This is a genomic window from Nostoc sp. DedQUE09, assembly GCF_034530915.1.
GTDB lineage: Bacteria > Cyanobacteriota > Cyanobacteriia > Cyanobacteriales > Nostocaceae > Nostoc.
Window position 1 is genome coordinate 88,426 of the sequence record NZ_JAVRCE010000013.1, and the last position, 25,711, is coordinate 114,136.

Sequence of the window (25,711 nt, forward strand, 5' to 3'; positions counted from 1 at the left end):
AGGAGAATATTTGGTCTGTCAGAATAACTCGCAATTATCGAGCAATTGGGGTTTTGGAGGGTGACACAGTTACATGGTTCTGGATAGGTAGCCATGACGATTATGAAAGCTTTTTTTCATAACATGATCGCTATTTGATTTACAACTTATAATAAAATTCCATATTTGAATAACCCATCGCTAAAGCAGAAACACAAATAAGAACACTAAACTGTATATCTAATAATCTCCAATTCTGCTCCATTATTAACAGCTAATTCTGCTTTTTATAAAACTTTTACACTTTGTCAATGAATCTTTAGCTCTTCTTCGATACTTTCAGATATCATGGATTTTGAGAGCTAAAGCAATTGCTATGACGAAGAAGTGGATTCTGTATAGTAAAGAAGATAGGCAAGTTAAATGGCCTACTTGCATTAATAAGTTGTCGCCTGTTAAAAATAAAAATCCACTAGAGGGAGAATCGCTCGCCGAACTAAGAGAGGCATTCACTTGCACAGATACATTCGATGAAATGCTTCTTTCAATTCGATCAGTTTCAATTCTAGGAAAATGTAGTACGGCAAAATACTTAGAATGTCCAAACATACCCGCTCATCATAGAGAAAATGCTAGAAATTCTACTAGGCGTTATAGAGAGCATCCATCAAAGTATTTCGATAATATTGGACAGTATTACTGGGTAGATTTTGATATTATTACTTCAGATAAATTGACAATGAAATTACGAATGGTTGTCAATGAAGGTGACGCTGATTGTAATGATGGTCAGTGGGGAGAAGTTTGGCAGCGCAATACGGGAAAGCCTGTTGCACAGATATTGAGTACTGGTGACATGGAAACGACAGTGCAAACCAGTTCAAGTGAATTGGGCAAGCTTGTGAGTTTTTTAATCGAAATCGTAATGTTTTACTCTTAGCGTTGATATCGATATAATCAAACTCTCCGGTCTAACATAACCTCTGAGACAGACGAGAAAATCATTTGCCTATTCGCTACCTTTTTCTGAACTAAGAGCTTTTTGAGTCCTCTAGGAGACTGTATATTAAATTACTAAACTATCAGCCAAAAAAAAGGAGTCTAATTTAGACTCTTAGAAAATTTAGGGGCGGACCATCGCCCACCCCTATGAAAATTAGGTAACACCAAAGACAATCACTAAACCCAAAACCGCCCCAAACACAATCAAGGCATAGAATTGAGCGCGACCGTTTTCTAGGTACTTCAGACCTTCACCACTCACAAGGGTGAAAAAGCCTGTAAGGTTAACAGCACCATCGACAACGCGGAAGTCAACTTCCATAACTTGTCTAGCTACGCGACGCAAGCCGAGGACAAAAACCCGATGGTAAATGTCATCAAAGTACCACTTGTTGAGGGATAACTCGTAAAGTGGTTGGATTTTAGCAGCGATCGCAGCTGGGTCAATTTTACGGCTCAAATACATCAGCGAAGCCAGGGTAATCGCAATCAAAGAAATTCCGACTGAGGCACCCGCCATGATGTAGAATTCCGTCGGATTGAACTCGGCAGACTTTTCTATAACTTCGGAGAGAGTTTCGCTAGGAGGAAAGATAAACTCTTCAAAATAATTGGCGTAGGGAGTTCCCACCAAACCAATCAAAATCGAAGGCACAGCCAACAGTGCCAACGGTAGCGTCATTGTCCACGGCGATTCGTGGGGAGAGTCGCTGTGATGCCCGTGGGAGTCATGGGAATCATGATGCTGACTAGTTGCCGCCAATTCTCCTTTTTTCATTGCCCCAGGCCCAAAATTCGGGACTGGTTCTTCTGACTCTAATTCCAGGACAATTGTCGCCGCAGCTTTTTTAAGTTTTTCCTTGATTTTCTCGTCAGTACCCCGGAATTTGCCTTCAAATGTCGAGAAATACATTCTAAACATATAGAAAGCCGTAATCCCGGCAGTTAGCCAGCCGATAAACCATAAGAGTGGGTTAGCTTCAAAAGCCTTCCCCAAAATTTCATCTTTTGACCAGAAACCAGCAAAGGGTGGAATACCAGAAATTGCCAAGCAACCAATTAAAAAGGTAGTTGCCGTGACGGGCATATACTTTCGCAGTCCACCCATCAAGCGCATATCTTGCGCTAAGGCGGGGTCGTGTCCAACGACACCTTCCATACCGTGAATTACTGAACCTGAACCCAAGAACAGCATCGCCTTGAAATAGGCGTGGGTCATCAGGTGGAATAGTCCAGCACTGTAGGAACCTATTCCCATTGCCATCACCATATAACCAAGTTGGGAAATGGTGGAGTAAGCCAAACCCTTTTTGATGTCGTTTTGGGTAATAGCAATGGTTGCCCCCAAAAACGCCGTAAACGCCCCAGTAAAGGCAATGACATTCATTGCGGCTGGAACGTCTTCAAATACTGGATACATCCGGGCAATCAGGAAAACACCAGCCGCTACCATTGTTGCCGCGTGAATCAAGGCAGAAATGGGGGTGGGGCCTTCCATCGCATCTGGTAGCCAGACGTGGAGGGGGAATTGGGCTGATTTTGCAACTGGGCCTAAGAAAACTAAAATCGCAAACAGGACAGCGAGAAAATTGCTGATAGAACCTGATTCGACAAGTTGGGCGAGGCGATCGCCCATGATATTAAAATCAAAGCTTCCTGTTGCCCAGAACAGCCCCAAAATGCCGAGTAATAGACCAAAGTCGCCCACCCGGTTGGTTACAAACGCTTTTTGAGCGGCATCTGCTGCTGACTTGCGATCGTACCAAAAACCGACCAGCAAGTAGGAACACATCCCGACGAGTTCCCAGAATATATAAATCTGTACTAGGTTGGGGCTGACCACCAGACCTAACATTGAAGAGCCAAACAAACTCAGATAGGCGTAAAACCGCACATAACTGGGATCGTGAGCCATGTAGCCATCGGTGTAAACCATGACTAAGCAGGCTACCGTTGTGACAATCACCAGCATTAGGGCTGTCAGGTGGTCAATAGTGTAGCCCATGCTCAGGTGAAAATTACCTGCCGCCGCCCACTCAAAGGTGCGAATATAAGACGGATGTCCTTGAATTTGACTCCAGAGCAAGGCAAACGACAGCGCCATAGCTGCTGCCATCATGGAGATAATCACCACAGCATTAAGCTGGCGGAGGCGGTTTGTCACCTGATTCAACGAGATTAACCCTAGACCGACCAGCATTGCCCCAAGAAGAGGGAACACCGGAATCAGCCAGGCATACTGATAGATTACTTCCATCACTGACGCCTACTTTTAGAATTCATGATTAGCGTGTCGAAACTGTTAATAATTGTGACTACACCCTTTAGGATAAAATAACCCACCCAAGACTGATTGGGTGGGGTATTAAGCATGGTTTTAGATTTGGTCATTAGTCATTGGTCATTAGTCATTGGTCATTAGTCCAATGCCCAATGCCCGATGACGGCAGTTGCTCCACTTGGGAAGACCCCTTGGCGCTAGCCTCTCCCTTTGGGAGAAGATCGCACTGCCTCCCCAATGCCCCATGTCCCATACCCAATATCCATCAGGCCGATCGGCATTCTAAGTCGACTGTTTTTGAACTTTTGTAGATTTTGGGGTAATTGCTGTAGCTGGCTTTAATCTCTTCTAAAGCTAGACGTAAATCTTCTCTGCCGCGAAAGCATTCCAAGCGATGGCGAATAGTGCCATTTTCAATCAATAGTAAAGTGGGTAGTGATTTTAGCCTATAGGTAGTAGACAATTTAAAATTTTGATCTGCGTTAACCCCGACTAATTTAATTTCATCCCCGCACTGGGACTGAAATTGCAATAACAGTGGGTGGATAACTCTACACAAGCCACACCAAGGTGCTTCAAAGTTAACTAAAACAGGAATAGGAGATTCTAAAACTTCTTGAGTAAATGTCCGCTCACTAACCGACAACACCATGACGCCTCTTGGATTATAAGGTTTTTATATCAAACTAGCTATCAGTACCGAATTTAGTAGTGCTGAGTTCTGAGTTCTGTTTGCTGAGTAGAAGTCCATAACTAAAGTTAGCGGATTGAATGAGGAACTCGTTTATTTTTCTTTTAGAGTAAAGCGGGGATTGGGACTAATTGCCAAGCAATGAATACTAAGTTGCTTGCTTTTACTCAGGACTCAGAACTCAGCTACTGCTTCAGTGGAGGATTGGCAAGTCAGTAACTGCCGATAGATGCATTCAAGACACAAATATTTAGAACACAGAATTATTGGCAAAAATTGAGCGCGTTAATGTCTCTCTGACAGAAAAGCTACCTTAGAAGTCGCGTTGGCTTTTTTTGGATGTTAAACTCCTGATTGCCGTGGCTGCCTGGGGATTTGACTGAATCTGCCACTTTCTTTCAAGGAAAGGCAGCTGACCAACGACTACCAATATAAAATCTCAAGCTGACTGAACGCACCCTCCACTGAATAGATGTTTGAATTTATCCTACATTGATTTGGGGCAATTGATAAGCTTAAATTTCCATCTATTTCGGATTTTCTTCTGACACTGGGGATCGTCTAAAGTTACCATCCTATACTACTAGTTGCTTCCAGTAACAGAGGGTGCGACCACCAAAGCAAAGCTATAAAAATGGCAACTCCCAAATAGGCAGGTCGGAGAAATTCCTGCCATTTGAGAGATTGACGCCCGTCAATAATTGCTTTAAAGGGAATAATTGAAGTCCGCTGTTTGGCAATTTCAAAAGCTTCTCCATAACGATCGCTCAAACGGCGATCCCCATGCCAAACCCCAAACAAGTGATGCAATATCAAGCCAATGGAAGTCACAAGGGTAAAGGTAGTACCCAGCCAGAGAGTATGGGCAACACACCAAATTATTTGTCCTACCATCTGGGGATGACGGGTAATCCGAATAATTCCTGTTTCGTAGAGATGAACTTGGGGCTTTTGAATAGCAGCAATTTCTAGTAGATTGAAGGTAGCAGGATATAAAAACAAAAACGAGATTGCTGACAGCAGCCAAACAAATTCTCGCACTCCTGGCACTCCTTGTACCTGCCAAATTTGCAAACCATCATAGCGGTGCCCAAAAAAGTAAATAATTAATATCACAGCCAACGGTAGGCTGACTAACGCAAAAAGAATGCGATAAAACCTTGGGCCAATGTATTTTTCTGCCCAAGGGCGTAAAGCAGCGCCTCCACTGTGAGCGATCGCAAAAACTATTTGTAACCCCAGTATGACAAAATGACTGGGTGTCAACCAAGAAATCAGCAGCATATACACAGGTGAAGTAATTTAAAGAAAACTGAATTCAGTACAACCAATACCACAAAGTATTCAAAAGGGGACTTTAGTCAAGATGTTGTGCTACTGTCTTTTTCGAGTCAAGTCTTCAAGTTTAATATGCAACAAATCATGTCCGGCTAATTGTTGCCAAACCGGATTTATTACGTGCATCTGCTCCTTTAAAAGTTTGTGGGTTGAGCCTTATGTCTGACCTTCCTTTCACTTTAGATCAGTTACGTATCCTGAAAGCGATCGCTCAAGAAGGAAGCTTCAAGCGTGCCGCTGATAGTCTTTACGTTTCCCAGCCTGCCGTTAGTTTACAAGTCCAAAATCTCGAACGGCAACTTGATGTCCCCTTATTCGATCGTGGAGGACGACGCGCCCAATTAACCGAAGCCGGGCATCTACTCTTAAACTACGGTGAAAAAATCCTCAGCCTCTGTCAGGAAACCTGCCGCGCCATCGAGGATTTACAAAATCTCCAAGGTGGTACTTTGATTGTCGGTGCTTCTCAAACCACCGGCACTTATCTTTTGCCCAGGATGATCGGTATGTTCCGACAAAAATATCCAGATGTGGCAGTGCAATTACACGTCCATTCTACCCGGCGGACTGCTTGGAGTGTCGCTAACGGACAAGTTGATCTGGCAATTATCGGCGGTGAAATTCCTGGTGAACTGTCAGAATCTTTAGAAGTGATTCCTTACGCTGAGGACGAGCTAGCGCTGATTTTACCTGTCTTTCATCCTTTCACCAAACTTGAAAAAATCCAGAAAGACGACCTGTATAAATTACAATTCATTGCCCTAGATTCCCAATCGACTATCCGCAAAGTCATTGACCAGGTGCTAGCACGCTGTGAAATCGATACCAGACGTTTTAAAGTTGAAATGGAATTGAATTCCATTGAAGCGATTAAAAATGCTGTGCAATCCGGTTTAGGGGCTGCCTTTGTTTCAACTAGTGCGATCGCTAAAGAGTTACAAATGGGCGTTTTGCACCGTACTCCCATTGAAGGTGTTGTCGTCAAACGGACGCTGTGGCTGATTTGTAATCCCAATCGCTACAGATCCAAGGCCGCAGAAGCCTTTAGCCAAGAAATTCTGCCCCAGTTTGCCAACCCAGGATGGAATCAAGATGTGTTAAAATTAACACAAAAAAGTTTAGTGTTAACTACATTGGAGGTAGCAACACCCACCTTATCTGGCGAAGACTAAAATCAGGTTATTAGTCCCTTGTCATTTGTCCTTTGTTTTTGTAAATGACCAAATAATTCGTAATGACGCTCCTCTGTCGCTAACTTAATTCGTAATTATTAACCCATTGCGTTTGTGCAGAGTGCTGTAGGCAAGCCAAAGGTTTGATATCAGGAAAAAAATTTCGTGTTCCTGATTAACAAATTTAGTTTCTCTGTAACCTGAACTAATTACGAATTACGTAGCTTGCTTCTTGCCATTCGCGTAGCGTCTCCTAGAGAAGGCGAGTATTATCAATTGCGAATTATTTTGACTAATCACGAAAATGGAAGTTTACTGCACTCGTCCACGTTGTCCACGCCCACAAAACTATTTTGCCGATTTAGATGATATTACGACACTGAAAACAACCCAGCAAAAGTATTGCACTACCTGTGGTATGCCACTGATGCTAGATGGTCGATACGTGCCAACGAAACTGCTGGGAAGGGGCGGGTTTGGAGCAGCATTTTTGGCACGCGATCGCCGAATACCGGGAATGCGTCAATGCGTAGTGAAGCAGTTTCAACCATCGGGAAATTTAACTTTAAATCAACTGCAACAAGCACAGTTGATGTTTGAGAGAGAGGCAGAAGTTTTAGCACAACTTGGTAACGATCACGAGCAAATACCTGACTTATTTGCCTTCTTTCCAGTGATAGTTAATAGTTTGCAACCAGGACAGCAAGACCAATTTTTTTACTTAGTACAAGAATATATTGATGGGCAAAACTTAGAAGAAGAATTAGTTCAACAAGGCAAATTTTCTGAACAGCAAGTGTTGGAGGTGCTGCAAGAAATTCTGAAAGTACTAAAGTTTGTCCATCATAGAGGCATTATCCACAGAGATATTAAACCCTCTAACATCATGCGCCGTCGCGATGGTAGACTTTTTTTACTAGATTTTGGCGCAGTTAAACAAGTAACAAATGTTGCACTGGGTTCTGCTGCTTCTTCCACAGGAATTTATTCGATGGGATTTGCACCGCCTGAGCAGATGGCTGGGGGTCAAGTATTTCCATCTACAGATTTATACGCCTTAGCTGTAACTCTTATTACCTTGTTGACAAATCAGGAAGCAGTTAAACTATTTGATGCTTATAGCAACCAGTGGAAATGGCGAACCCAAGTGACTGTCAGCCCTCGCCTTGCTGACATATTAGACAAAATGCTGCTACCTGCTGCTAATCAGCGCTTCCAGTCAGCCCAAGAGGTTATAGATGCACTTAACTCACAGGCGGTTCAAGCCCCTACACAAATTAATTCGCCCTCTGTAACACTTCCGCCACAACCGGCAAAAGGTTCTAATCCCGTCGTTCCCCGTCGTCCACCAACTCAGCCAGCATTTTCGACATTGGAATTATTGGGTGGGGCGGCATTTAGTGGATTTGAGGGTGCATTGATCGCGATCGCTCTCTTCAGTCTTGTAAAAGAACCAATACTTACTTTAAGTGTTGCGTGTGTGATTTTAGGAATACTGATATTTGCCCAAACGAGGCGGTGGATTGAGAAGTTTGATTTATTAATTATTCCGGCAATTACTTTTGCGATTATTTTTTTTCTCCCCTTTCTACAGGGTAGTCTTGGTATCGTGAACGTAGTAATTTTATCAATTGCATCAGCCTTAGTAGCTATTTCACTGACAGCTATATTTAGACTTATTTATAAATTATTATCTCTGATACTTTAAATTTTTTCATGTCACAAAAAAATGAAACCACAATTTTAGCTTTGGCTCTGCTGCTAACAGCTGCCATAGTTGGCGGTGGGTTTTGGTGGTTTAGTAACAATGGGACCAAAATTGGTAATAACATTATTCCAAATCAACAACTAGGCAACAATCCATCCTTACAAGACCGTATTAGTTTTGGAGAAAAATCTTTTACTCCAGGTGATATTTCTTCAGTAAAAAAAGAAGGAGTACAGGCGATCGCAGCTAAAAGTTATGATAAAGCGATCGCCAATTTCACATCTGCTCTAAAACTCAACCGAAACGATCCAGAAGCATTAATTTTTCTTAACAATGCCCGCATCGGTTCTTCCAAGAGCTATACCATCGTGGCTTCTGTACCATTCGGCACTGACCCCAATGCTGCTTTAGAAATTTTACGTGGAATAGCCCAAGCTCAAAATCAAGTCAATACCTCAGGAGGAATCAAGGGAGTACCGTTAAGGGTAGGGATAGCTAATGACGATGACAATCCAGAAATAGCCAAGCAAATCGCTTCTAACCTAGTCAGTAATTCAGAAGTATTAGGTGTAGTTGGGCCGAATACTAGCGATTCTACCTTAGCCGCAGGTACTATTTATACTTCAGGACAACTTGTAGCTATATCTCCTACTAGTACATCTGTCAAAATCTCTAACTTTAGCCGCTACATTTTTCGGACAGTTCCCAGTGATTTTATGGCTGCGAGAACTTTAGCTAACTATATGGTGAAAACCTTGCAGAAAAAAAATGCAGTGGTTTTCTTTAATTCTCAGAGTAACTATAGCCAGTCTTTAAAGTCGGAGTTTGTTTCATCTGTTTCCCTAGAGGGTGGACAGGTAGCCAGCGAATTTGACTTATCCAAGGCGGATTTTAGTGCGGCTAAAAGTCTAGAACAAGCAACTAAACAAGGTGCAGAAGTATTGATGTTAGCTGCTAACACTGAAACTCTCGATAAAGCACTGCAAGTAGTTCAGATTAACCAGAAACGGTTAACTCTGTTGGGGGGAGATGATGTTTACACGGCTAAAACTTTGGAAATTGGCAGAGAACAAGCTGTGGGGATGGTAGTGGCAGTTCCCTGGCATATTGATGGCGCTCCTAAGTCAGATTTTCCCCAGAAATCGCGGCAGTTATGGGGCGGTGATGTGAGTTGGCGAAGTGCCCTCAGCTATGATGCCACTGTAGCTCTAATTGCGGCATTAGAACGTAATCCTACGCGAGCTGGAGTTCAGGAAGCACTCTTGTCATCTGACTTTTCTGCCACTGGGGCTTCTGGTACAATTCGGTTTTTAGCATCAGGCGATCGCAATGCGCCAGTTCAACTTGTAAAAATTGTTCCTGGTTCTCGCTCTCGCACTGGTTATGACTTTGAACCAGTGCGTTAATCAGCAATAAAAAATTAAAAATTAACCAATACTTAACCTGCAAAACCTCTCAAGATGGGAAATTGAGTTTTATGGGGAAAAATCTTACTGTCAATTTATTCTTACCACCACTCAAACCTTGAGATCAGAGACGAATAATCCAAATGAAATTTATTATACCTTGACTTTTAAATTACCCAGAAGTTAGGATTTGCTAACAAAATCCCCGTCCTCCAAATACAATCTCAAGTAGCAAGCACTTGTCAAGTCAAGCACTTATATTGAATGGACGCACGGGTAATTATACTATGTCCCAAAAAAATGAAACAACTATTCTTGTATTATCCATCCTAATCACCGTCGGGCTAATAGCTGGCGGTTTTTGGTGGTTTACTAGAAAATCTGGTGTTGATCTAAATACAATTAATTCTGGTAGTACCAAAACGCCCCAAACAGTCTCAGAACAGCCTAGTGGCAATACTTTCACTTTAGTAAAGGATGTTCCTACAGGATTATTCAATTACGGAGGTAGTACATCTTGGGCACCGATTCGACTAGGAGTTGATCCAGCAATTCAAGCCGCGCGGCCAGAGTTACGGCTGCGCTATGTAGAACCCAGCAATGCATCGCCTGGTTCTGGTACTGGAATTCAGTCCTTGATAGACGGTCAACTAGCTTTTGCCCAGTCCTCCCGACCAGTTCTAGATCAAGAATTAAGCCGTGCCCAGCAGCGTGGGTTCAGTTTGAAACAAATTCCTGTGGCAATTGATGGTTTAGCGGTTGCAGTTAACCCCAACCTGAATATTCCAGGGCTAACAGTAGAACAGTTAAAGTCAATTTACACAGGCAAAATTAATAATTGGAGCCAAGTGGGCGGCCCCAATATCCCGATCAAGCCCTATTCCCGCCGCGTTACTGATGGCGGTACTGTGGAACTTTTTGTCCAAGACATCTTGGGTGGTCAAGCTTTCAGCTCCAATGTAGAATTTATCTCCACAACCACCCAAGCCTTGCAAAAATTGGCTGATAGTCCTGGTAGCATCTACTACGCTTCTGCCCCAGAGGTGATTCCTCAATGCTCAATTAAGTCCTTGCCGTTGGGGCGCACGCAAGGGCAATACATTGCTCCATACCAAGAACCTTCTGTCCTCCCGTCTGAATGTCCTGGTAAACGGAACAAGTTGAACATTGAGGCATTCCAATCAGGAAAATACCCGATTACCCGCAATCTGTTTGTGGTGGTCAAACAGAATGGTCAGACTGAGCAGCAAGCAGGTGTCGCTTACGCCAACTTACTGCTGACTGAGCAGGGACAGCAACTGATTACCCAAGCCGGATTTGTCAAAATTCGCTGACAAGAGCGAATCGCACTCAAGACAGAGTGGCGGAAATCGCCGCTCTGAACTGTACCTTAACCAGCTCTATTAATCGATTCTGCTGGCAAGCAAATGAGATTATCCCCTTGAGTCAAGATTAAACCACGTTGACGCAGCTTACCCATCAAGCGGGTGACGGTGACACGAGTGGAACCAATCGCGCTACCTATTTGGGCATGAGTGAGGGGAAAAGGCAGACAATAACCGCGAATCACATCAGGATCAGTGTCGCTCATTGCTGGCTCTCCATATTCCTCAATTAACAATGTGAGAAATCCTAAGAGTCGGTCAATTGTGCGGCGTTGTCCCAAGGCACTCAGCCACAGCAGCTTACGCTGGTGCTGATACCTAAAGGCATCCATAACTTCGCGACGGAAGTGAGGCCAATTGTCTAAATCATGCCAGTACATCCACAGCACCGCAGTTTGATCGACATGGGCGTAAGCCTGGAGTGTGAATGGTGACTGAGCAACAATTTCAAATGGCTGTCCCGCTCCCACAAAACCCAAGAACGCTTCTTCTGGAGTTCTGTTGATTCGTCGAGACGTTAGCTGACTGGCAGTCGCACTAACTTGGGCGGTTCCTACCATACGGATCGCACCCCTTTGCACCAAATACAGCAATCCAGGCCGGGCTGGAATGCGCTCATCTTTGCTAAAGGTGCGGCAGCGATAGTGTTCTTGAGCCCAGTCAAGAATGCGTTGCCAAGTCAAAAAAGGCCGTGATGCCTCAGAAAAGGAGGATGGAGATTGCATAGGTAACAAAGAGCGTTCGGCTGAAGACAAAGACGTAAATAAAAGGGTGCAAGGAGTGTCTTTGTGTTGACGAGGCAGGCTTAACGCCTAACAGCGCCAGCCAATCCAAAGAATAGAAAGCAAATTACTCTCTACTCTTTTGTTATACTTCCTACTGTACAATGGTGGTAGTAAAGTTTACTTACTATTCATCGATTATTCATCAAATTTTATCCTCTTCTCATTTTTCTTCATCTAAATTAAATTTATACCGCAAGGCAGATGACAGAAATGTAACAAATATATCTTACATGACTATTTAAATAATATTACGTGCATTCTAAAATACCAGTTAGCAAATATACGTCAATCAAACAGCTATTATATAGTTATTTAATAAAATCACTAAGCATTGATACTTATAATGGAAAAAATATATGCATAAAAGGGGAAAAAATTCCTCTATATAAAGGTAGAGATGACAAGAGAGTTCTCTATACCTCAAGTGTGTCTCTGCGACTATCAAAATCTCAGAATCGAAAAGCGATGGAGCTTGCTAGTGCGATCGCTTCAGATTTATCAGGGATTTGTGAGGACGTTTTTAGCATTCAAATAGTTCCCCCAGGTTGGATAAATTTTGAATTAACTCACTCAACCTTAGCGGCTTGGTTACAAAGTCTCGTAGTCGGGAGTTCAGGGAAAGCAGGGGAGCATACTTCTCTACCAGAGGCTGCGCCACCGACTACGCTCAGTAACCGGGGGAGCAGCGAAGCAGAGGAGACAATTGGTGCCCAATCCCCAGTGCCCAATTCATTGTTTGCTGTTGAATATGCTCATGCACGCTGCTGTTCGCTAGTGCTTCTGGCTCATCGAGAGGGATTGATTAAACTTAAAGAACCAGTTCCAAATACTAGTCCAGGTTTTTGGGATGTTATCTCTCCTAACCCACTACCTTGGCTTAATTGCGACGGAATACTACAACTCAATCACCCAGATGAGCGTCGTTTAATTGGTGAATTAATACAAGTGGTAGACAACATAGAGTGCCCTGATGTTAGCGGTTCTGTGAAATGGGAAAAAGTAGCGCTGAATTTGAGCCAAGCTTTTGAAAAGTTTTGGTCTAATTGCCGGATTTGGGGTGAGGTGAAAATTACGTCACCAGAGCTAGCCCAAGCTAGACTCGGATTGCTCATGGCTACTCAGTCAGTATTAAAATTTGTCCTAGAGGAAAATCTGGGGGTTTTTGCGCCTTTGGAGTTATAAATCGGTAATGTCGCTTAGGCAAAAATAAAAACTTTTTATATAGCTATTGACTCGATGCACGACCTCGGATACATTAGCAGGTGTGTGAGGAGCGAACCAGCAGGGGCACCGAGACGAAACACGGCCAGTCGTCGGTGTCCTTTCTGATTTATATGGGTTAGATTTTAAAAAGTGCCCTGACTACAGCAAAAACTTTTCAATAGCTACTGCTGCCCCATCTTCTTCTACGCTAGGAGCTACCCACTTAGCGATCGCCTGCACTCCTGCTGGTGCGTTGCCCATAGCTACACCAAGTCCGGCATACTCCAGCATTTCCACATCATTAAAGTTATCGCCAATCGCCATAACGTTGGCTAACTGTAATCCCAGGAATTCTTCGGCTAGGTAACGTATAGCAGTCCCCTTGTTTACAGAGGCGTTAGTTGCTTCAAAAAAGGTAGCAACAGAGGTTGTCATATAAAGTTCAGCGGGTGTGTATTGGCGGCGCAAATTTCCTAATAACTTATCGATTACGTCAGTGTCATCAGATAAAGCAAGAATTTTTGTCGGTTCATTCGTTAAGGCTTGACGCAAATCACCCACAGGAATTGCAATAATACCAGAACGTTCTGCATAAATTTTGGTTTCTCTGGTTAACTCACGAACGTATAGTTGATCGTTGATGTAAAAGTGAACAGATAGAAGCGATCGCAACTCAGGCTTTTCAAAATAGTCGAGTAACTGGTGGGCGATTTCTCTGGAAACAACCCAATGGCGATGAATTTTTTGGGTGATTGGGTCTTGAATCCAGGCTCCTTGATAGGCCATTAATGGTAGCGTAGAGCCGATATCTTGGTGGAAGCGCAAGGCTGAACGATACATTCTACCTGTGGCGATCGCCACTTGAATTCCTCGTGCTTGCGCCGCAAAGATTGCTTGCTTTACAGGTTCGCTGATAGTGTTAGAGTGCCCAGCGATCGTGCCATCTATATCCAAAACTAGTAGCTTAATGTCTTTTGCAGCAGCCTGATTGTCAGTAGATGCTTTCTGCATAATTTCCTAGATTTTAAGTTCCAGTAAGAGGTTAACAGGCTCCAGCGACCAGTGGGGAGTAGTAGAAAAAATTGGCGTGGGGAGTAGTAGAAAAAATTGGCATCTCTAGTTAATCCAATTTCCTTACCATGAGGATGTTAACTTACACAATTTTAGATTTTAGATTTACCCCAGGGAGCAATAACTTGCTTTGAGGATTTTGGATTTATTTAAAAAGTCTTAAAAATTATGGTTAATAGGCGCAATAAAAAACCCGATTCTCAGAAAAATCGGGTTTTTTTATTTAAATTAGATAGCCTGATCGATAGATAGGATGGGAAAACCTACCTATTCAAGAAAGTCTATGAATTGGAGACCTTGATCCAGCTTTTTTTGCGTTGTGACAATAGACAAAGCCCAGCAATTAAACCAATTCCAAGTGTGGCAGAGGATTCAGGTACTGATTTCACCTCATCGTAGTCATAAGTTACTTTGATACCTGCCTTAGCATAAGTATCAATATAGGATCTCATGTTGCCCGAACCCGTAACTACTGAATTGGCTAAAGCTGAGAACAAAAAGTCTATGTTGCCATTACCAGTGAAAGACTGCAAGAATTGAGTATTGGTGAAAGACTGAGTAGCAGATTGTGTGGCAGTTAAGTTAGAAATAGTCTTTCCAGAAGTGCCACTATAATCAGTGATACCGTCATACTTAGCAGCTTGATAACTCGATATATCTTGTGGATTGAGCGCAAACAGAGACTGATTATTTAGTTTTAAACTGAGTTGACTAGAAAGATTTACTGTTACCTGAGTCGCGGTTGGACTCCTATTCTCAAAACCTGCATTTCCAAGGATGTCGCCAGTAAAACTTACCGTTACACCCTTGAGTGTACCCAGAGATGAGTCAAATTTTTGGACGCTTAAAGGTGCATCAATGATATTTGTGAAATCGTAATTAGTGGAACTAGTGTAAGAGAGAGAAGCTGCATTAGCTGCTCCAGAAGTTGCAACAATTCCTGCCAAAGTTGTAGCAGCAGCTAGAGTGTTGAATAGTTTTGTTGTCATGGATAAAAGATGCTTTTCTGAAACGAATCATTACGGGATTACTAACCTATTTGTAACTCTGAAACTTTGCTTGTAGTCTTGATAAATACACGTAACTTTATGTAAAGTTATTATGTTCAAATTTCTTCGATAAATAGACTTTTTTATTGGTATATATAAAGTTTTATTAAGGCAAGAGGTTTTGATCATGGTAATATTATGTCGAAATATTAAGCTAGTTTTTGTTGGTTCCTGAGAAGTAAGCTGGGTCAACCTAATTAAACATAAAAGGCTTAGGAGTATAGATCCCCAACTTCTGGTGATAATTTGGGGATCTAGTTACTATCTGGTTACTATGCTTATACTCACGTACTTAATTGGGCTGATATCTCTGCCAAAAGTTGGTTTTACTTGCCTTCCGTACTAAAACTGCAAATGCGTAGGTAAAAATTCGTCTAAGATTATACAGAAAGTTATTTCGTACGCAAAAACTGGACTATTTTTAGCAAAGCCAAGCAGAACAAGCATCTGAAATTGCTAACTATGTGACAAAGCTTCTGGCTAAAATAGGGCTATGTCTGAAATCACTTCTGCAACTGCAACACGCCCCACGTTCATCCTCGTAGATGGACACTCGTTAGCTTATCGTTCATACTTTGCCTTCGCCAAAGGGCGAGATGGAGGACTGCGTACCAAAACAGGGATTCCCACCAGTATATGTTTTGGTTTTGTGAAGTGCCTGCTAGAGGTAATGGCAACACAACAGCCCCAAGCAATGGCGATCGCTTTTGATTTGGCTGAGGCAACTTTTCGTCACGAAGCTGACGAGACTTATAAAGCCGATCGCCCGGAAACGCCGGAAGACTTCATTCCCGACTTAGAAAACCTGCATGAGTTGCTGAACGGCTTCAATCTACCCATTTTTACTGCCCCTGGTTTCGAGGCAGATGATGTTTTGGGAACCTTAGCACAACGAGTAACTGCTGCTGGGTATAGAGTGAAGATTCTGACTGGCGATCGCGATTTATTTCAACTGATAGATTCTGACAAAGAAATCACTGTTCTGAATTTTAGTCCCGATGCCCTAAAGCGCTCTACAAATAGCATCACGGAATTTGAAGCAGAACAAGTCAAAGAGAAAATGGGCGTTTTGCCTTCACAAATTATTGATTTCAAAGCTCTTTGTGGTGATAAATCAGATAATATTCCTGGTGTCAAGGGAATTGGCGAAAAAACAGCAGTGCAGCTGCTGAATACATACAGTTCACTTGAGAATGTTTATGCTGCGTTAGATGAAATTAAAGGCGCAACTCAGAAAAAACTGGCAGCAGGTAAAGAAGATGCCGAAAAGTCTCGCTATTTGGCAACCATAGTTTTAGATGTTCCTATAGAATTTAATTTAGAAGATTGCAAATTAAAAGGTTTTGATACAAGCGTCTTATCACCAATTTTAGAGAAATTAGAATTCAAGTCTTTTTTAGGCAGGATAAACGACCTCCAGCAACGTTTTGGGGGCAAAACCGAAGAAAAGCAAGAAGCCAAAACAGACGCAAGTAATACCAACTTTACTAACTCAGAATTCAGCGCTGATGAAGATAATGATTTGTGGTTTTTTAGTGCTAGTGATACAGCAGCAGTTCCACAACAATCTACTTCTCCAATTACACCACGCATCATTAATACCGAAGCCAAACTCACTGAGTTAGTGAAACTTTTACAAAAATTTACTAACCCACAAATACCAGTTGCTTGGGACACTGAAACTACCGATTTAGAACCAAGAGATGCTGAATTAGTAGGAATTGGTTGCTGTTGGGGAACGGAACCAGATGAAGTAGCCTATATTCCTGTGGGGCACAAAACTGGAGAAAATTTAAATAAAGATTTGGTATTAGAAGCATTACGCCCAATTCTTGAAAGTACCGATTATCCCAAAGCTTTACAAAATGCCAAATTTGACCGCCTAGTTCTCAGATGTCAAGGAATTAATTTGGCAGGAGTGGTGTTTGATCCCATGTTGGCAAGTTACATTCTAAATCCCGATTCAAGTAATAACTTGATGGATTTGTCGCAGCGATATTTGGGATTGATAGCTAAAAGTTACTTAGATTTAGTCCCTAAAGGCAAAAACATCGCTGATATAGATATTCCTGCCGTCGCAGATTACTGCGGGATGGATGCTTATTCTACCTTTGGTTTAGTGGCAAAATTGGGCGAGGAACTGAAGCAATTTCCAGCTTTGTCTAAGCTATTTGTGGAAGTCGAACAGCCACTAGAAGCTGTTTTAGCTGAAATGGAATATACAGGTGTTCGGATTAATTCAGCTTATTTACAAGAACTTTCGCAGCATTTAGAAACTGAGTTAGCGAGGTTAAAAGAAGAAGCAACCGAAATAGCTGGGGAAAATTTTAACTTGGGTTCTCCTAAACAGTTGAGCCAAATTTTGTTTGAAAAGTTAGGGTTAAGCACCAAACATTCTCGTAAAATTCAAACGGGCTTCTCTACAGATGCAGCAACACTAGAAAGACTTCAAGAAGATGATAAAACTGGATTTGTTGAAGCGATCGTTGAGTATCGCACGCTATCTAAATTAAAGTCTACTTATGTTGATGCATTACCTGCATTGGTGCGTCCAGATACCCAGCGAGTGCATACTGATTTTAACCAAGCAGCAACATCAACTGGTAGGTTATCTTCTTCTAATCCGAATTTACAAAATATCCCCATTCGTACAGCTTTCAGTCGCCAAATTCGGAAGGCGTTTTTGCCAGAAGCTGGTTGGTTAATGGTGGCTGCTGATTACTCACAAATTGAATTACGGATTTTGGCTCATTTAAGTCAAGAGCCGATATTAGTGCAAGCATATCAGCAAAATGAAGATGTTCATACTGTGACGGCGCGGTTAGTCTTTGAAAAAGAAAATATCACATCAGAAGAACGAGGGATTGCAAAAACTATCAATTTTGGCGTGATTTATGGAATGGGTTCTCTCAGGTTTTCGCGCTCAACTGGGATAGATAAGACCATTGCCAACGAGTTCATTAAACGGTTTAATGAACGATATCCGAAAGTTTTTGCATATTTGGAGCGAGTGAAAAAAGAAGCGATCGCTCTTGGTTATGTAGAAACTATTTTCGGTCGCCGTCGTTATTTTGACTTTACTAATAACAGTTTACGCAAATTAAAAGGCAGTAACCCAGAAGATATTGATCTGAGTAAGTTGAAGAATTTGGGTGCTTTTGATGCGGGTTTATTACGCTCTGCGGCTAATGCACCAATTCAAGGTTCTAACGCTGATATTATCAAAATTGCAATGGTGAGATTGCATGAGGTCTTGAAGCAATATCAGGCACGTTTGTTATTGCAAGTTCACGATGAATTAGTGTTTGAAATCCCCCCTAATGAGTGGGAAGAATTACAAGTGCAAATTAAGTCGGTGATGGAAAATGCAGTGCAGTTGAGTGTGCCGTTGCTGGTGGATGCGCGTGTCGGTGAAAATTGGATGGAGACGAAGTAAGTTTAACTGGGAATTAGAAAAATTACATTAGTAATTCGTAATTCAACTGATAGCGTCATTAGTAATTACGAATTACGAATGCTAATGTTATACCATTCTTAGTCATATAAGGAATTTTAATATGCATCGTCGTTGGCTCTTATCTGGTTTAGCAATTTTGTTGAGTATAGTTTTAGTTGCTTGTACCACTGCAAATACTCAGCAACCACAAACCCAAGTGGAAAATACCACTGAGGCGACTAACGCGAACTCTCAGCAATTACCAAAAGGATCGGCAAAAAGAGTGGTTGCTCTTTCTTCTCTTTCTGCTGATATTATCTCTCGACTCCATCAAACAAAAATTGTTGGAATCACTGGTAGTAAATTATTTAAGAATGACTCAAAATTCAAGGATATTCCCCGCGTTAGCGAAGGGCAGAGTCCGCCCAACTTAGAAAAAGTGGTAGCACTCAAACCAGATTTAGTTATTGGTGCAGAAGGTTTTTCTAACATTCCTATTCAAAAACTTCAGCAGCTAGGAATTCAAACTTTGCTTACTAAGGTGAATAGCTGGGAATCTCTAGAAGAACTTACTAAAACACTTGCTAAATCAATTAATGCTGATCCTCAGCCTTTGTTAAGCCGTTACCAAAGTTTTTTACCAGATAAGACAATTCAGAGTCCTTCTACTCTGGCACTGGTTAGTCGTCAACCAATTTTAGCGCCGAATAAAAACAGTTGGGCAGGGGATTTGCTGGCAAAATTCCAGGCGAAAAATATAGCAGCAGATTTACAAGGAAAAAGTCCAGTTGGTGGTTATGTGACGCTTTCGGCTGAGAAGATTTTAGAAGCAAATCCAGAGGTGATAATTTTAGTTAATGCTCCACAAGGAAATTCGGAAGCGGGGCTTTTAGATTCCTTGAAAAAGGAAGCTTTTTGGCAACAACTGCAAGCAACTAAAAATAATCGAGTCTATGTGTTTGATTATTATGGTCTGGTGAATCCAGGTAGTATAGATGCAATTGAAAAAGCTTGTCAGCAGCTTAAACAAGCATTGTTTGTAGCGCAGGCTACTTAAACCAATGATGTTTTTTGGTTTAAATTTAAGGCCACTTATCACAAGAGTATTGATTGCTTTATTGAGTTTTCCACTAACTCTAATAAACCAGACTAGGTGTTGCTCCCCCTGTATCAAAAGAAGGTTAACTCGACCTAACGCTTCGCTGCTTCAGTCGCTCCCGCCAAAGCCCTGAAACGCTACGCCAATTGAGTACATGACTTCAAACTCCTGTGAGAGTTTACCATCCCGATTCTCGAATCTCTCATATTATTGATTGCCATACGCGAGATTCCTGACCATGAGATGGGAAAGACCATAATCTGGCGGATCGTACTGCCGCAAGATGCTGAACCCTGCCTTCTGGAACGCTCGTTGCGCTGCGTGGTTGTGAATTGAGGTGGTAAGACCAAGGAGCGGAATCGCTGGATTGGCCTGTAGGTGTGCGACGAGCATCTGCAAGGCCAGCGGCCCGATCCCCTGACCTACGCTCTTTTCCTCGCCGATGAGGATGTCGATATCTACCGAGTTTTCGGGAATTTCGTGCAGCCCAACCGAGTCCAGTACTTCGCGGGAGACAACTTGCCAGCGCAGGTAGCCAACTTGAGCGCCATCCGCGGCAATCATCGCTCGCTCACCGACAGTGGGTGGATTGACAGCCCAGTCAAGGTGTTCCTGCGGATTGGGATACCAGCGTGCAACATGCGGCGCAACTAGCCAGCGTGAGAGCAGCGCGGCGGCACCGTCACTAAAGGGAAGAAGTGTTACCACAGATGCCATGAGTTAGACCTGCTGATAAGCAAGCGCGAGACCTAACTATTTATTATACGGAAACTTCCCGTATAATCTTTTCTCAATCCGAATATATCAAGCATTTTATTTTTCTAGATTTAATCAACTGTAGGAACGAGGGAAGAGACTGAGAACGAGACAAAAAATATAAAATTAACTGTGCTTTTAATCCTTTGTAGAACTAATCGGTTTTTGATCAAAAGCGATATTTTTTTTACCTTGAGGAGAAGCACCTCCAAGACTGCGGAAATACAGTCCTCCAATGGTGAGTAAAAATCCCACATATCCTACTGCTTGCACAAGATAGAGATTGTCTCTATAGCCAAATAAAGATTTGAGAATAATCCCAGGAAACTGTTCGTCAGGCAAGATTGTGGAAGTATTGGAAACCATTGGCCCCAAAATACAGGAGTGGACTTTTGTAAAACGTTCGTAATAGAAACAAAGGCTTTCTGTAGCACGACTGCTAAGGGCAAGATTAGCCACAGCTTCGTCAAAATGTTTTAAAGCTGAAACTACCAATCCAGCGACAATCAACACTAATAAAACGCCCATTACCTGGAAAAACTGGCGGATGTTAATTTTTACACCCCATTTAAATAGCAGCACTCCAATGGCAGATGCCGTTACCAAGCCAGCAATAGCACCTAATGCTGGCATTAATCCCTGTTGAAAATTTGCTGCAACGAACAGAACAGTTTCAAAGCCTTCGCGGACAACGGCAATTAAAATTAAAGTAAAAACACCCCAGCCAGCATTTGAATTTTGTGTCAGCGCTTCTGTTACTGCCCCTTCAACTGTAGCTTTCATGAATCTGGCTTGTTTAGTCATCCAGATTAGCATCCAACTGAGCATTGCGATCGCTAATACACTAAACACACCTTCTAGCGCTGGCTCAACTACAGTAGTGTATTGAGGATTCGCGGCTCCCAGTACTTGAATTATCCAACTGAATAGCACACCGATTAAGGCACTGACGACAATGCCAACGCCGACACCAGCATATACCCAAGAGTTGAGTCGAGATTGTTTAGCTTTTTTTAGCAAAGCTAGCACAATACCAACAACAAGGGCAGCTTCCACTCCTTCTCGAAGTGTGATTACAAAAGTAGGTAGAGCAGTACTAAAATTCATCTTTTGTCCTTTATCTTTTGTCCTTTGTCATTAGTCCTTTGTCCTTTGTCATCTGTCCTTTGAATTTCTTTTTGACTAATGAGCAATACTCTGTTACCACGCCAACGGCTACACGGTAGTTGAATCTCGACTTACTTCGACTACGCTCAGTACAAGTCGCTCGATTACCGCGCAGTCGAAACTCAGTACAAGTGACTAATGACTAATGACTAAGGACTAATGACTAATGACTATTAACCAAAATCGCGTAGCATCTTTTTCAGTTCGAGATTATGCATCTCTTCTTGTCCAATCATACCGCGAGCGAATTCTTCAAGGTAAATGCTGGCATTGGTGACAGTTTCGAGCAGTTTTTTATACAGATCCAATGCCTTTTTTTCATGAGATAAACTTTCTTCCAAAATATCCTTGACTTTATGCTGATAGGTTTCTTCCATTGGGGCGATTTTCAGGGAGGGATGCCCATCTAAACCGGTGAGAATTTCTCCCACTTGTTCGGCATGAAGTAAAGATTCACTTGCCTGTGCTTTGAAAAAAGCCACAATTGGAATACGGTTAGGGCCAGTCACCATTAAAGAATAATGTGTGTAGCGCACTACTCCTGCTAGTTCAAATTCCATGATGGCGTTCAGCAGGTCAATAGTCTTTTTATGGTCAAGTTCTTGCATCAGTTGTTAGTTAAAGTAACGAAGGGAGTGTAATTAGTTAGGAGTGAGGAGTGGGAAGTTAAGAGTTAGTATTTTGGGATTCATAACTCATAATTCATAACTCCTAACTCCTAACTATTTTAAACTCCTTAACCTATACTTCCCATTAAATTAAAGGTAAGAATTCAGGAGTCAGAATTCAGAATTCAGAATAGTTAAACAATCAGGAGAACATTTGATGAATAAATATACCAATCATTCTAGATTCCTGATAAATTCTGGCTGCTGACTCCTGGGTGCTGAATTCTTACAATTAAAGTGTTATCGCTGTGCTTGGGTATTGGATTTGTTAACCACTTTTTGAGAGTTTTCCTCAATGGTTTTGACCAGCTTGGTAACATCATTAGGTGTTTTGACTGCTTTTGCCGGTGGGATGGCAGCGGGCCAAACTTTTATGAGTTCAGCGAAACTAGTATCAATCGCTTTGTGTGCTTCGGGATCTGCTTGAGCTACTTGACTAGAAATTCCTTTGTATAATTCATTGGCGTAAACTACAAAACCACGGGAGTCTTGATACTCAATTGGTGCGGTTACTTTACCATCTGCGATCGCCGCACCATATTCGGAGTTAGCTGCATCTAATAGTTCGTTAATTACCTGTAGCGTAAATCCTGGTTTTGAGCGTTGATCTGCTGGCAAAGCTGCGATCGCTCCATCCACTGCTTGCACTGAAGAAGTAAAATTAGTTTTAACTTTGCTATCCTTGGGACTAGATTTCACTAAATCTTGCAAACTTACCAATGTTGTCTTAAATTCTTTGACTTTGCGCTCATTTAATTGTTCTTCTACATCAACATATATTTCTTCAACTGGATGTCCAATATGAGGTTCTGCCTGTTTTGGCTGATTCTGATCCAGCAGTTCTTGTGCTACCAAAAGATGCCCTTTCATTAAGCCTAATTTAGACATATAGTCAACATCTTTTGCCTCACCTGTGAGTACCACTTCTTGAACACCAACCTGGTCTTTAATTTGGTCGAACTGTTCTTGAGTAATTACTTTTTTAGTAACTAAATCTTCTGGGCTACCGTAGGGACGATTTGCCTGGATTTTGTTTGATAAAGCCGGAATACCTAGCTTGGCTTCAAACTTATCCAATTCTGACAATATAGCGCTGTTAATGTTAATTTTTTCTTTGCTACCGTGACCACTATGACTGTTACTACTTACTGCCTCTGTAGCGGGAGTGTTAGGAACTGGTGCTGATGGATTTTCTGCGGTTGGTGTACCGCTACAGGAACTCAAGGTAACGATTACGGCTGCTGCTGCTGTTAAACAGATATAACGAATTTTTATCATTTTTGCTTCTCGCACAACTAAAAAAGGTATTAATTGAAACATTTCAAACTATTACTATTACTAGAAAATAGTTTGTTTGACAGATTGTCATAGATTTTACTTTTGCATATAATGAGATTTTTTATCAACTACTTCCCGAAACTTTAATAAATCAATTACAAATTACTAATAATATCGTCAGGAACTCTTAACAGGATTTTGAGAGTTGTTTTCAGCAAGTACTTCAAATTGACCCATGCAACCGTTTTCTGCGATCGCATCCTGATGGGGATGGAACATATACTTACCTGGATAGCGAAAAGCAAATTCTAAGATGTGCCTTTCTGCTACACCCATCGTAATCACATCTGTTTTCTCGCTAGGAGTCATAGTCATGCCAGAGCGATAGACATCAAAAAAGTTGGCGTGGAGATGAAACGTTACTGCTGGATCGTATTCAATGATGTTGAGGACATACAGCCGAATCAACTGATCTTTGTAAATGCCAATGGGATGATTCATATAATAGTGGGGCAGACCATTGAAGGCGTAATAATCGTTATGGCTATCATCATTCACGTCATACCCACTCATCACTAGTACAATTTCATCAGCTGGGGGACGGGGAGTAGGTGGATCGATGATAAACATTCCGTACAGCCCCTTGGCAATGTGCCGGGTAACTGGTTCAATATGACAATGGTATAAATGAACGCCATAGGGTTCAGCATCAAATTCGTAAATTGTGGCGCTACCGTTGCTGATTGGACGAACACCATCCATTTCTGCTGGATGAACGCCATGAAAATGTAAAGAATGAGAATGTCCAGCGTTGTTGAGAAATAGTACCCGGATGCGATCGCCCTGTTTTGCCCGTAGCGTTGGCCCTGGTATGCGACCGTTTAAATCCCAGATGTTGTAAGAGACAGCACTATTGAGTTTTATTATGGAAGTACCAGCAGTTAACTGAAATTCCCGGATAGTCCGCCCGTTTTCTTGCTTCACCGTCCCATAATCAAAATCCCTTAACATCTTCATTGGGTTAGTAACGTCGTCTGGTGCTGACCTATCGAATGGTGGCACTTTAACGATTGGCTTACTTTGTAGATTTAGCATCTGCCAAAGTCCAGCTGCACCAGTTACTCCAGCACCTGCTAGTCCCAGCTTCAATAATTGACGGCGGCTCCAAGGTTTTCCGTTACCTAGAGCGAAGTTGTTGGGCATGACATTTAGTTACAGTTAGCACCAAAAAAGAATTGCAAATATTTTGCAATTACTTTTAAATATTAGAAGAATTAATAATTATTGTCAATAATTTTTCACTGCTTATAAATTGCCAGTTAAGTTGTTAAATTTAAATCAAACTCTAAAAAATATCGTAATATTTTCTTGCTTTTAACTGTATTTATACGCTTAGTTATGTATAAATAATATTTAGATAAAACTAACTGGTTCATACCTATTCCTAATAGGCTGATTTATTCAGCAGTACTTAGAGTATAAACAATGAGTATAATAGCACCTTGAATATAGATGCAAGCAAGAACCTGCTGCTAATCTGTAGCGTATTTAATTAGTTTAGAGTTAACATAAATCGCGTTTATTCAAGTAATTTTGGATGCTTGCTAACATCAGCATTTTTTATCTGTTACCTTCGTGTTATCCGCGCTGAAAATGCCATCATTCAAAACCATGTGTCATTCTTTTGTTATTTGTATGGACTTTATGTGTAGATTTCTGCATCGCGATGAGCGAATGTCAAAGGATAGTATAGTATTCACTAAAGTCGCATTACACAAGACATTTGATACACACTTGTCAAATACAAAGTTGATGGTATATCTTTTTGCAATCAAGCGGCGTTATGCCCTTTGATTGATGAATTACCCAAATTTATTATTAGGAGGTCAAAAATGACTACTTTTTCTCATATTTCGCTATTGCACAAGACCGCAGGTATTACCTTATCCAAGCCTGTGCAGGTAACGCTTTATATGCTGCTATCTTCTTTAGTTATCTGGACTGTTTTGTTCTCCACCTATCCTGCGGTTCATAACACAGCACACTCAGCGCGTCACCATACATTAGGCGTTCCATGTCACTAAATGATCATAACCCCAAGATTTTTAGGTGTATGAAGCTTTGACGCTAAAATCACGCGGATATCGCGCCAGCGTTTTTGCTGGTAAGTAACTTTTAAGTTTTGTAGAGATGCTTAATTTATCATCTCTACATCACCTTAACTGAATTTAAGATGA

General features: G+C 41.8%; 21 protein-coding genes. 9 read left to right on the forward strand and 12 right to left on the reverse strand.

Annotated elements, in window-relative coordinates; translation table 11 throughout:
* Positions 1-355: 355 nt before the first annotated feature.
* On the forward strand, positions 356-919 hold the full coding sequence (locus tag RMY27_RS11010) for a hypothetical protein (RefSeq protein ID WP_322663083.1): 564 nt from the start codon (positions 356-358) through the stop codon (positions 917-919).
* A gap of 216 nt (positions 920-1,135) precedes the next feature.
* Here the strand turns inward: RMY27_RS11010 and RMY27_RS11015 are convergent, their stop codons facing one another.
* From RMY27_RS11015 to RMY27_RS11030, 4 genes are all read right to left on the reverse strand, one after another.
* On the reverse strand, positions 1,136-3,238 hold the full coding sequence (locus RMY27_RS11015; RefSeq protein WP_322663084.1) for an NAD(P)H-quinone oxidoreductase subunit 5: 2,103 nt from the start codon (positions 3,236-3,238) through the stop codon (positions 1,136-1,138).
* Positions 3,238-3,372, reverse strand: a complete 135-nt coding sequence (locus tag RMY27_RS11020) for a hypothetical protein (protein WP_322663086.1) — start codon at positions 3,370-3,372, stop codon at positions 3,238-3,240. The genes RMY27_RS11015 and RMY27_RS11020 overlap by 1 nt, the downstream gene beginning before the upstream one ends.
* Positions 3,373-3,527: 155 nt before the next feature.
* Positions 3,528-3,914 carry a thioredoxin family protein gene (locus RMY27_RS11025; RefSeq protein WP_194043509.1) on the reverse strand — a complete coding sequence of 129 codons (387 nt, stop codon included), beginning with the start codon at positions 3,912-3,914 and terminating at the stop codon, positions 3,528-3,530.
* A gap of 606 nt (positions 3,915-4,520) precedes the next feature.
* Entirely contained in the window at positions 4,521-5,237 is a 717-nt protein-coding gene (locus tag RMY27_RS11030) for an NnrU family protein (RefSeq protein ID WP_322663088.1), read from the reverse strand.
* A gap of 212 nt (positions 5,238-5,449) precedes the next feature.
* On the opposite strand from RMY27_RS11030, the gene RMY27_RS11035 reads away from it, so the two are divergent.
* The 4 genes from RMY27_RS11035 (at position 5,450) to RMY27_RS11050 (ending at position 10,911) form a co-directional block, all read left to right on the forward strand.
* The gene (locus RMY27_RS11035; protein ID WP_322663090.1) at positions 5,450-6,463 is read left to right on the forward strand and encodes a LysR family transcriptional regulator; all 1,014 of its coding nucleotides are present in this window, start codon (positions 5,450-5,452) and stop codon (positions 6,461-6,463) included.
* Positions 6,464-6,767: 304 nt separating this feature from the next.
* Positions 6,768-8,171, forward strand: coding sequence for a bifunctional serine/threonine protein kinase/MFS transporter (locus tag RMY27_RS11040; protein ID WP_322663092.1), 1,404 nt, complete (start codon positions 6,768-6,770; stop codon positions 8,169-8,171).
* A gap of 8 nt (positions 8,172-8,179) precedes the next feature.
* Positions 8,180-9,577 (forward strand): ABC transporter substrate-binding protein, encoded by a 1,398-nt coding sequence (locus tag RMY27_RS11045; protein ID WP_322663094.1) that lies wholly within the window; start codon positions 8,180-8,182, stop codon positions 9,575-9,577.
* A gap of 287 nt (positions 9,578-9,864) precedes the next feature.
* A complete protein-coding gene (locus RMY27_RS11050; protein WP_322663096.1) occupies positions 9,865-10,911 on the forward strand; it encodes a PstS family phosphate ABC transporter substrate-binding protein in 1,047 nt (348 codons plus the stop codon).
* 56 nt (positions 10,912-10,967) lie between these two features.
* Here the strand turns inward: RMY27_RS11050 and RMY27_RS11055 are convergent, their stop codons facing one another.
* Positions 10,968-11,687: a Crp/Fnr family transcriptional regulator gene (locus RMY27_RS11055; protein ID WP_012412419.1), complete on the reverse strand. Its 720-nt coding sequence runs from the start codon at positions 11,685-11,687 to the stop codon at positions 10,968-10,970.
* A gap of 525 nt (positions 11,688-12,212) precedes the next feature.
* Here RMY27_RS11055 and RMY27_RS11060 point away from each other — a divergent pair.
* The gene (locus RMY27_RS11060) at positions 12,213-12,929 is read left to right on the forward strand and encodes a DALR anticodon-binding domain-containing protein (protein ID WP_416212330.1); all 717 of its coding nucleotides are present in this window, start codon (positions 12,213-12,215) and stop codon (positions 12,927-12,929) included.
* 180 nt (positions 12,930-13,109) lie between these two features.
* Here the strand turns inward: RMY27_RS11060 and RMY27_RS11065 are convergent, their stop codons facing one another.
* Positions 13,110-13,961 (reverse strand): Cof-type HAD-IIB family hydrolase, encoded by an 852-nt coding sequence (locus RMY27_RS11065; protein WP_322663100.1) that lies wholly within the window; start codon positions 13,959-13,961, stop codon positions 13,110-13,112.
* Positions 13,962-14,302: 341 nt separating this feature from the next.
* Positions 14,303-15,010, reverse strand: a complete 708-nt coding sequence (locus RMY27_RS11070; protein WP_322663102.1) for a choice-of-anchor E domain-containing protein — start codon at positions 15,008-15,010, stop codon at positions 14,303-14,305.
* Between the two features lie 553 nt (positions 15,011-15,563).
* On the opposite strand from RMY27_RS11070, the gene polA reads away from it, so the two are divergent.
* Complete coding sequence (polA, locus tag RMY27_RS11075; RefSeq protein WP_322663104.1) at positions 15,564-18,506, forward strand: DNA polymerase I; 2,943 nt, start codon at positions 15,564-15,566, stop codon at positions 18,504-18,506.
* A 121-nt stretch (positions 18,507-18,627) separates the two neighbouring features.
* Complete coding sequence (locus RMY27_RS11080; protein ID WP_322663105.1) at positions 18,628-19,563, forward strand: ABC transporter substrate-binding protein; 936 nt, start codon at positions 18,628-18,630, stop codon at positions 19,561-19,563.
* 249 nt (positions 19,564-19,812) lie between these two features.
* Here the strand turns inward: RMY27_RS11080 and RMY27_RS11085 are convergent, their stop codons facing one another.
* The 5 genes from RMY27_RS11085 to RMY27_RS11105 all read right to left on the reverse strand — a co-directional run bounded on the left by RMY27_RS11085 (position 19,813) and on the right by RMY27_RS11105 (position 24,677).
* Complete coding sequence (locus RMY27_RS11085) at positions 19,813-20,322, reverse strand: GNAT family N-acetyltransferase (protein ID WP_322663106.1); 510 nt, start codon at positions 20,320-20,322, stop codon at positions 19,813-19,815.
* 177 nt (positions 20,323-20,499) lie between these two features.
* Positions 20,500-21,468 carry an FTR1 family protein gene (locus RMY27_RS11090; protein WP_322663108.1) on the reverse strand — a complete coding sequence of 323 codons (969 nt, stop codon included), beginning with the start codon at positions 21,466-21,468 and terminating at the stop codon, positions 20,500-20,502.
* 233 nt (positions 21,469-21,701) lie between these two features.
* The gene (locus RMY27_RS11095) at positions 21,702-22,136 is read right to left on the reverse strand and encodes a ferritin-like domain-containing protein (RefSeq protein ID WP_322663110.1); all 435 of its coding nucleotides are present in this window, start codon (positions 22,134-22,136) and stop codon (positions 21,702-21,704) included.
* 300 nt (positions 22,137-22,436) lie between these two features.
* A complete protein-coding gene (locus tag RMY27_RS11100; RefSeq protein WP_322663112.1) occupies positions 22,437-23,474 on the reverse strand; it encodes a ComEA family DNA-binding protein in 1,038 nt (345 codons plus the stop codon).
* A gap of 177 nt (positions 23,475-23,651) precedes the next feature.
* The gene (locus RMY27_RS11105; RefSeq protein WP_322663114.1) at positions 23,652-24,677 is read right to left on the reverse strand and encodes a multicopper oxidase domain-containing protein; all 1,026 of its coding nucleotides are present in this window, start codon (positions 24,675-24,677) and stop codon (positions 23,652-23,654) included.
* A gap of 689 nt (positions 24,678-25,366) precedes the next feature.
* Here RMY27_RS11105 and RMY27_RS11110 point away from each other — a divergent pair.
* Complete coding sequence (locus RMY27_RS11110; RefSeq protein ID WP_322663116.1) at positions 25,367-25,558, forward strand: CbtB domain-containing protein; 192 nt, start codon at positions 25,367-25,369, stop codon at positions 25,556-25,558.
* Positions 25,559-25,711 lie beyond the last annotated feature (153 nt).

What these genes read in the sequence shown, in the direction of transcription:
- RMY27_RS11110 (WP_322663116.1), top strand. Translation starts at nt 25,367, where the DNA reads ATGACTACTTTTTCTCATATTTCGCTATTGCACAAGACCGCAGGTATT.
- RMY27_RS11100 (WP_322663112.1), bottom strand. Translation starts at nt 23,474, where the DNA reads ATGATAAAAATTCGTTATATCTGTTTAACAGCAGCAGCAGCCGTAATC.
- RMY27_RS11080 (WP_322663105.1), top strand. Translation starts at nt 18,628, where the DNA reads ATGCATCGTCGTTGGCTCTTATCTGGTTTAGCAATTTTGTTGAGTATA.
- RMY27_RS11070 (WP_322663102.1), bottom strand. Translation starts at nt 15,010, where the DNA reads ATGACAACAAAACTATTCAACACTCTAGCTGCTGCTACAACTTTGGCA.
- RMY27_RS11090 (WP_322663108.1), bottom strand. Translation starts at nt 21,468, where the DNA reads ATGAATTTTAGTACTGCTCTACCTACTTTTGTAATCACACTTCGAGAA.
- RMY27_RS11085 (WP_322663106.1), bottom strand. Translation starts at nt 20,322, where the DNA reads ATGGCATCTGTGGTAACACTTCTTCCCTTTAGTGACGGTGCCGCCGCG.
- RMY27_RS11020 (WP_322663086.1), bottom strand. Translation starts at nt 3,372, where the DNA reads ATGACCAAATCTAAAACCATGCTTAATACCCCACCCAATCAGTCTTGG.
- RMY27_RS11065 (WP_322663100.1), bottom strand. Translation starts at nt 13,961, where the DNA reads ATGCAGAAAGCATCTACTGACAATCAGGCTGCTGCAAAAGACATTAAG.
- RMY27_RS11095 (WP_322663110.1), bottom strand. Translation starts at nt 22,136, where the DNA reads ATGCAAGAACTTGACCATAAAAAGACTATTGACCTGCTGAACGCCATC.
- RMY27_RS11030 (WP_322663088.1), bottom strand. Translation starts at nt 5,237, where the DNA reads ATGCTGCTGATTTCTTGGTTGACACCCAGTCATTTTGTCATACTGGGG.
- RMY27_RS11040 (WP_322663092.1), top strand. Translation starts at nt 6,768, where the DNA reads ATGGAAGTTTACTGCACTCGTCCACGTTGTCCACGCCCACAAAACTAT.
- RMY27_RS11050 (WP_322663096.1), top strand. Translation starts at nt 9,865, where the DNA reads ATGTCCCAAAAAAATGAAACAACTATTCTTGTATTATCCATCCTAATC.
- RMY27_RS11045 (WP_322663094.1), top strand. Translation starts at nt 8,180, where the DNA reads ATGTCACAAAAAAATGAAACCACAATTTTAGCTTTGGCTCTGCTGCTA.
- RMY27_RS11105 (WP_322663114.1), bottom strand. Translation starts at nt 24,677, where the DNA reads ATGCCCAACAACTTCGCTCTAGGTAACGGAAAACCTTGGAGCCGCCGT.
- RMY27_RS11015 (WP_322663084.1), bottom strand. Translation starts at nt 3,238, where the DNA reads ATGGAAGTAATCTATCAGTATGCCTGGCTGATTCCGGTGTTCCCTCTT.
- RMY27_RS11060 (WP_416212330.1), top strand. Translation starts at nt 12,213, where the DNA reads ATGGAGCTTGCTAGTGCGATCGCTTCAGATTTATCAGGGATTTGTGAG.
- RMY27_RS11010 (WP_322663083.1), top strand. Translation starts at nt 356, where the DNA reads ATGACGAAGAAGTGGATTCTGTATAGTAAAGAAGATAGGCAAGTTAAA.
- RMY27_RS11035 (WP_322663090.1), top strand. Translation starts at nt 5,450, where the DNA reads ATGTCTGACCTTCCTTTCACTTTAGATCAGTTACGTATCCTGAAAGCG.
- polA (WP_322663104.1), top strand. Translation starts at nt 15,564, where the DNA reads ATGTCTGAAATCACTTCTGCAACTGCAACACGCCCCACGTTCATCCTC.
- RMY27_RS11055 (WP_012412419.1), bottom strand. Translation starts at nt 11,687, where the DNA reads ATGCAATCTCCATCCTCCTTTTCTGAGGCATCACGGCCTTTTTTGACT.
- RMY27_RS11025 (WP_194043509.1), bottom strand. Translation starts at nt 3,914, where the DNA reads ATGGTGTTGTCGGTTAGTGAGCGGACATTTACTCAAGAAGTTTTAGAA.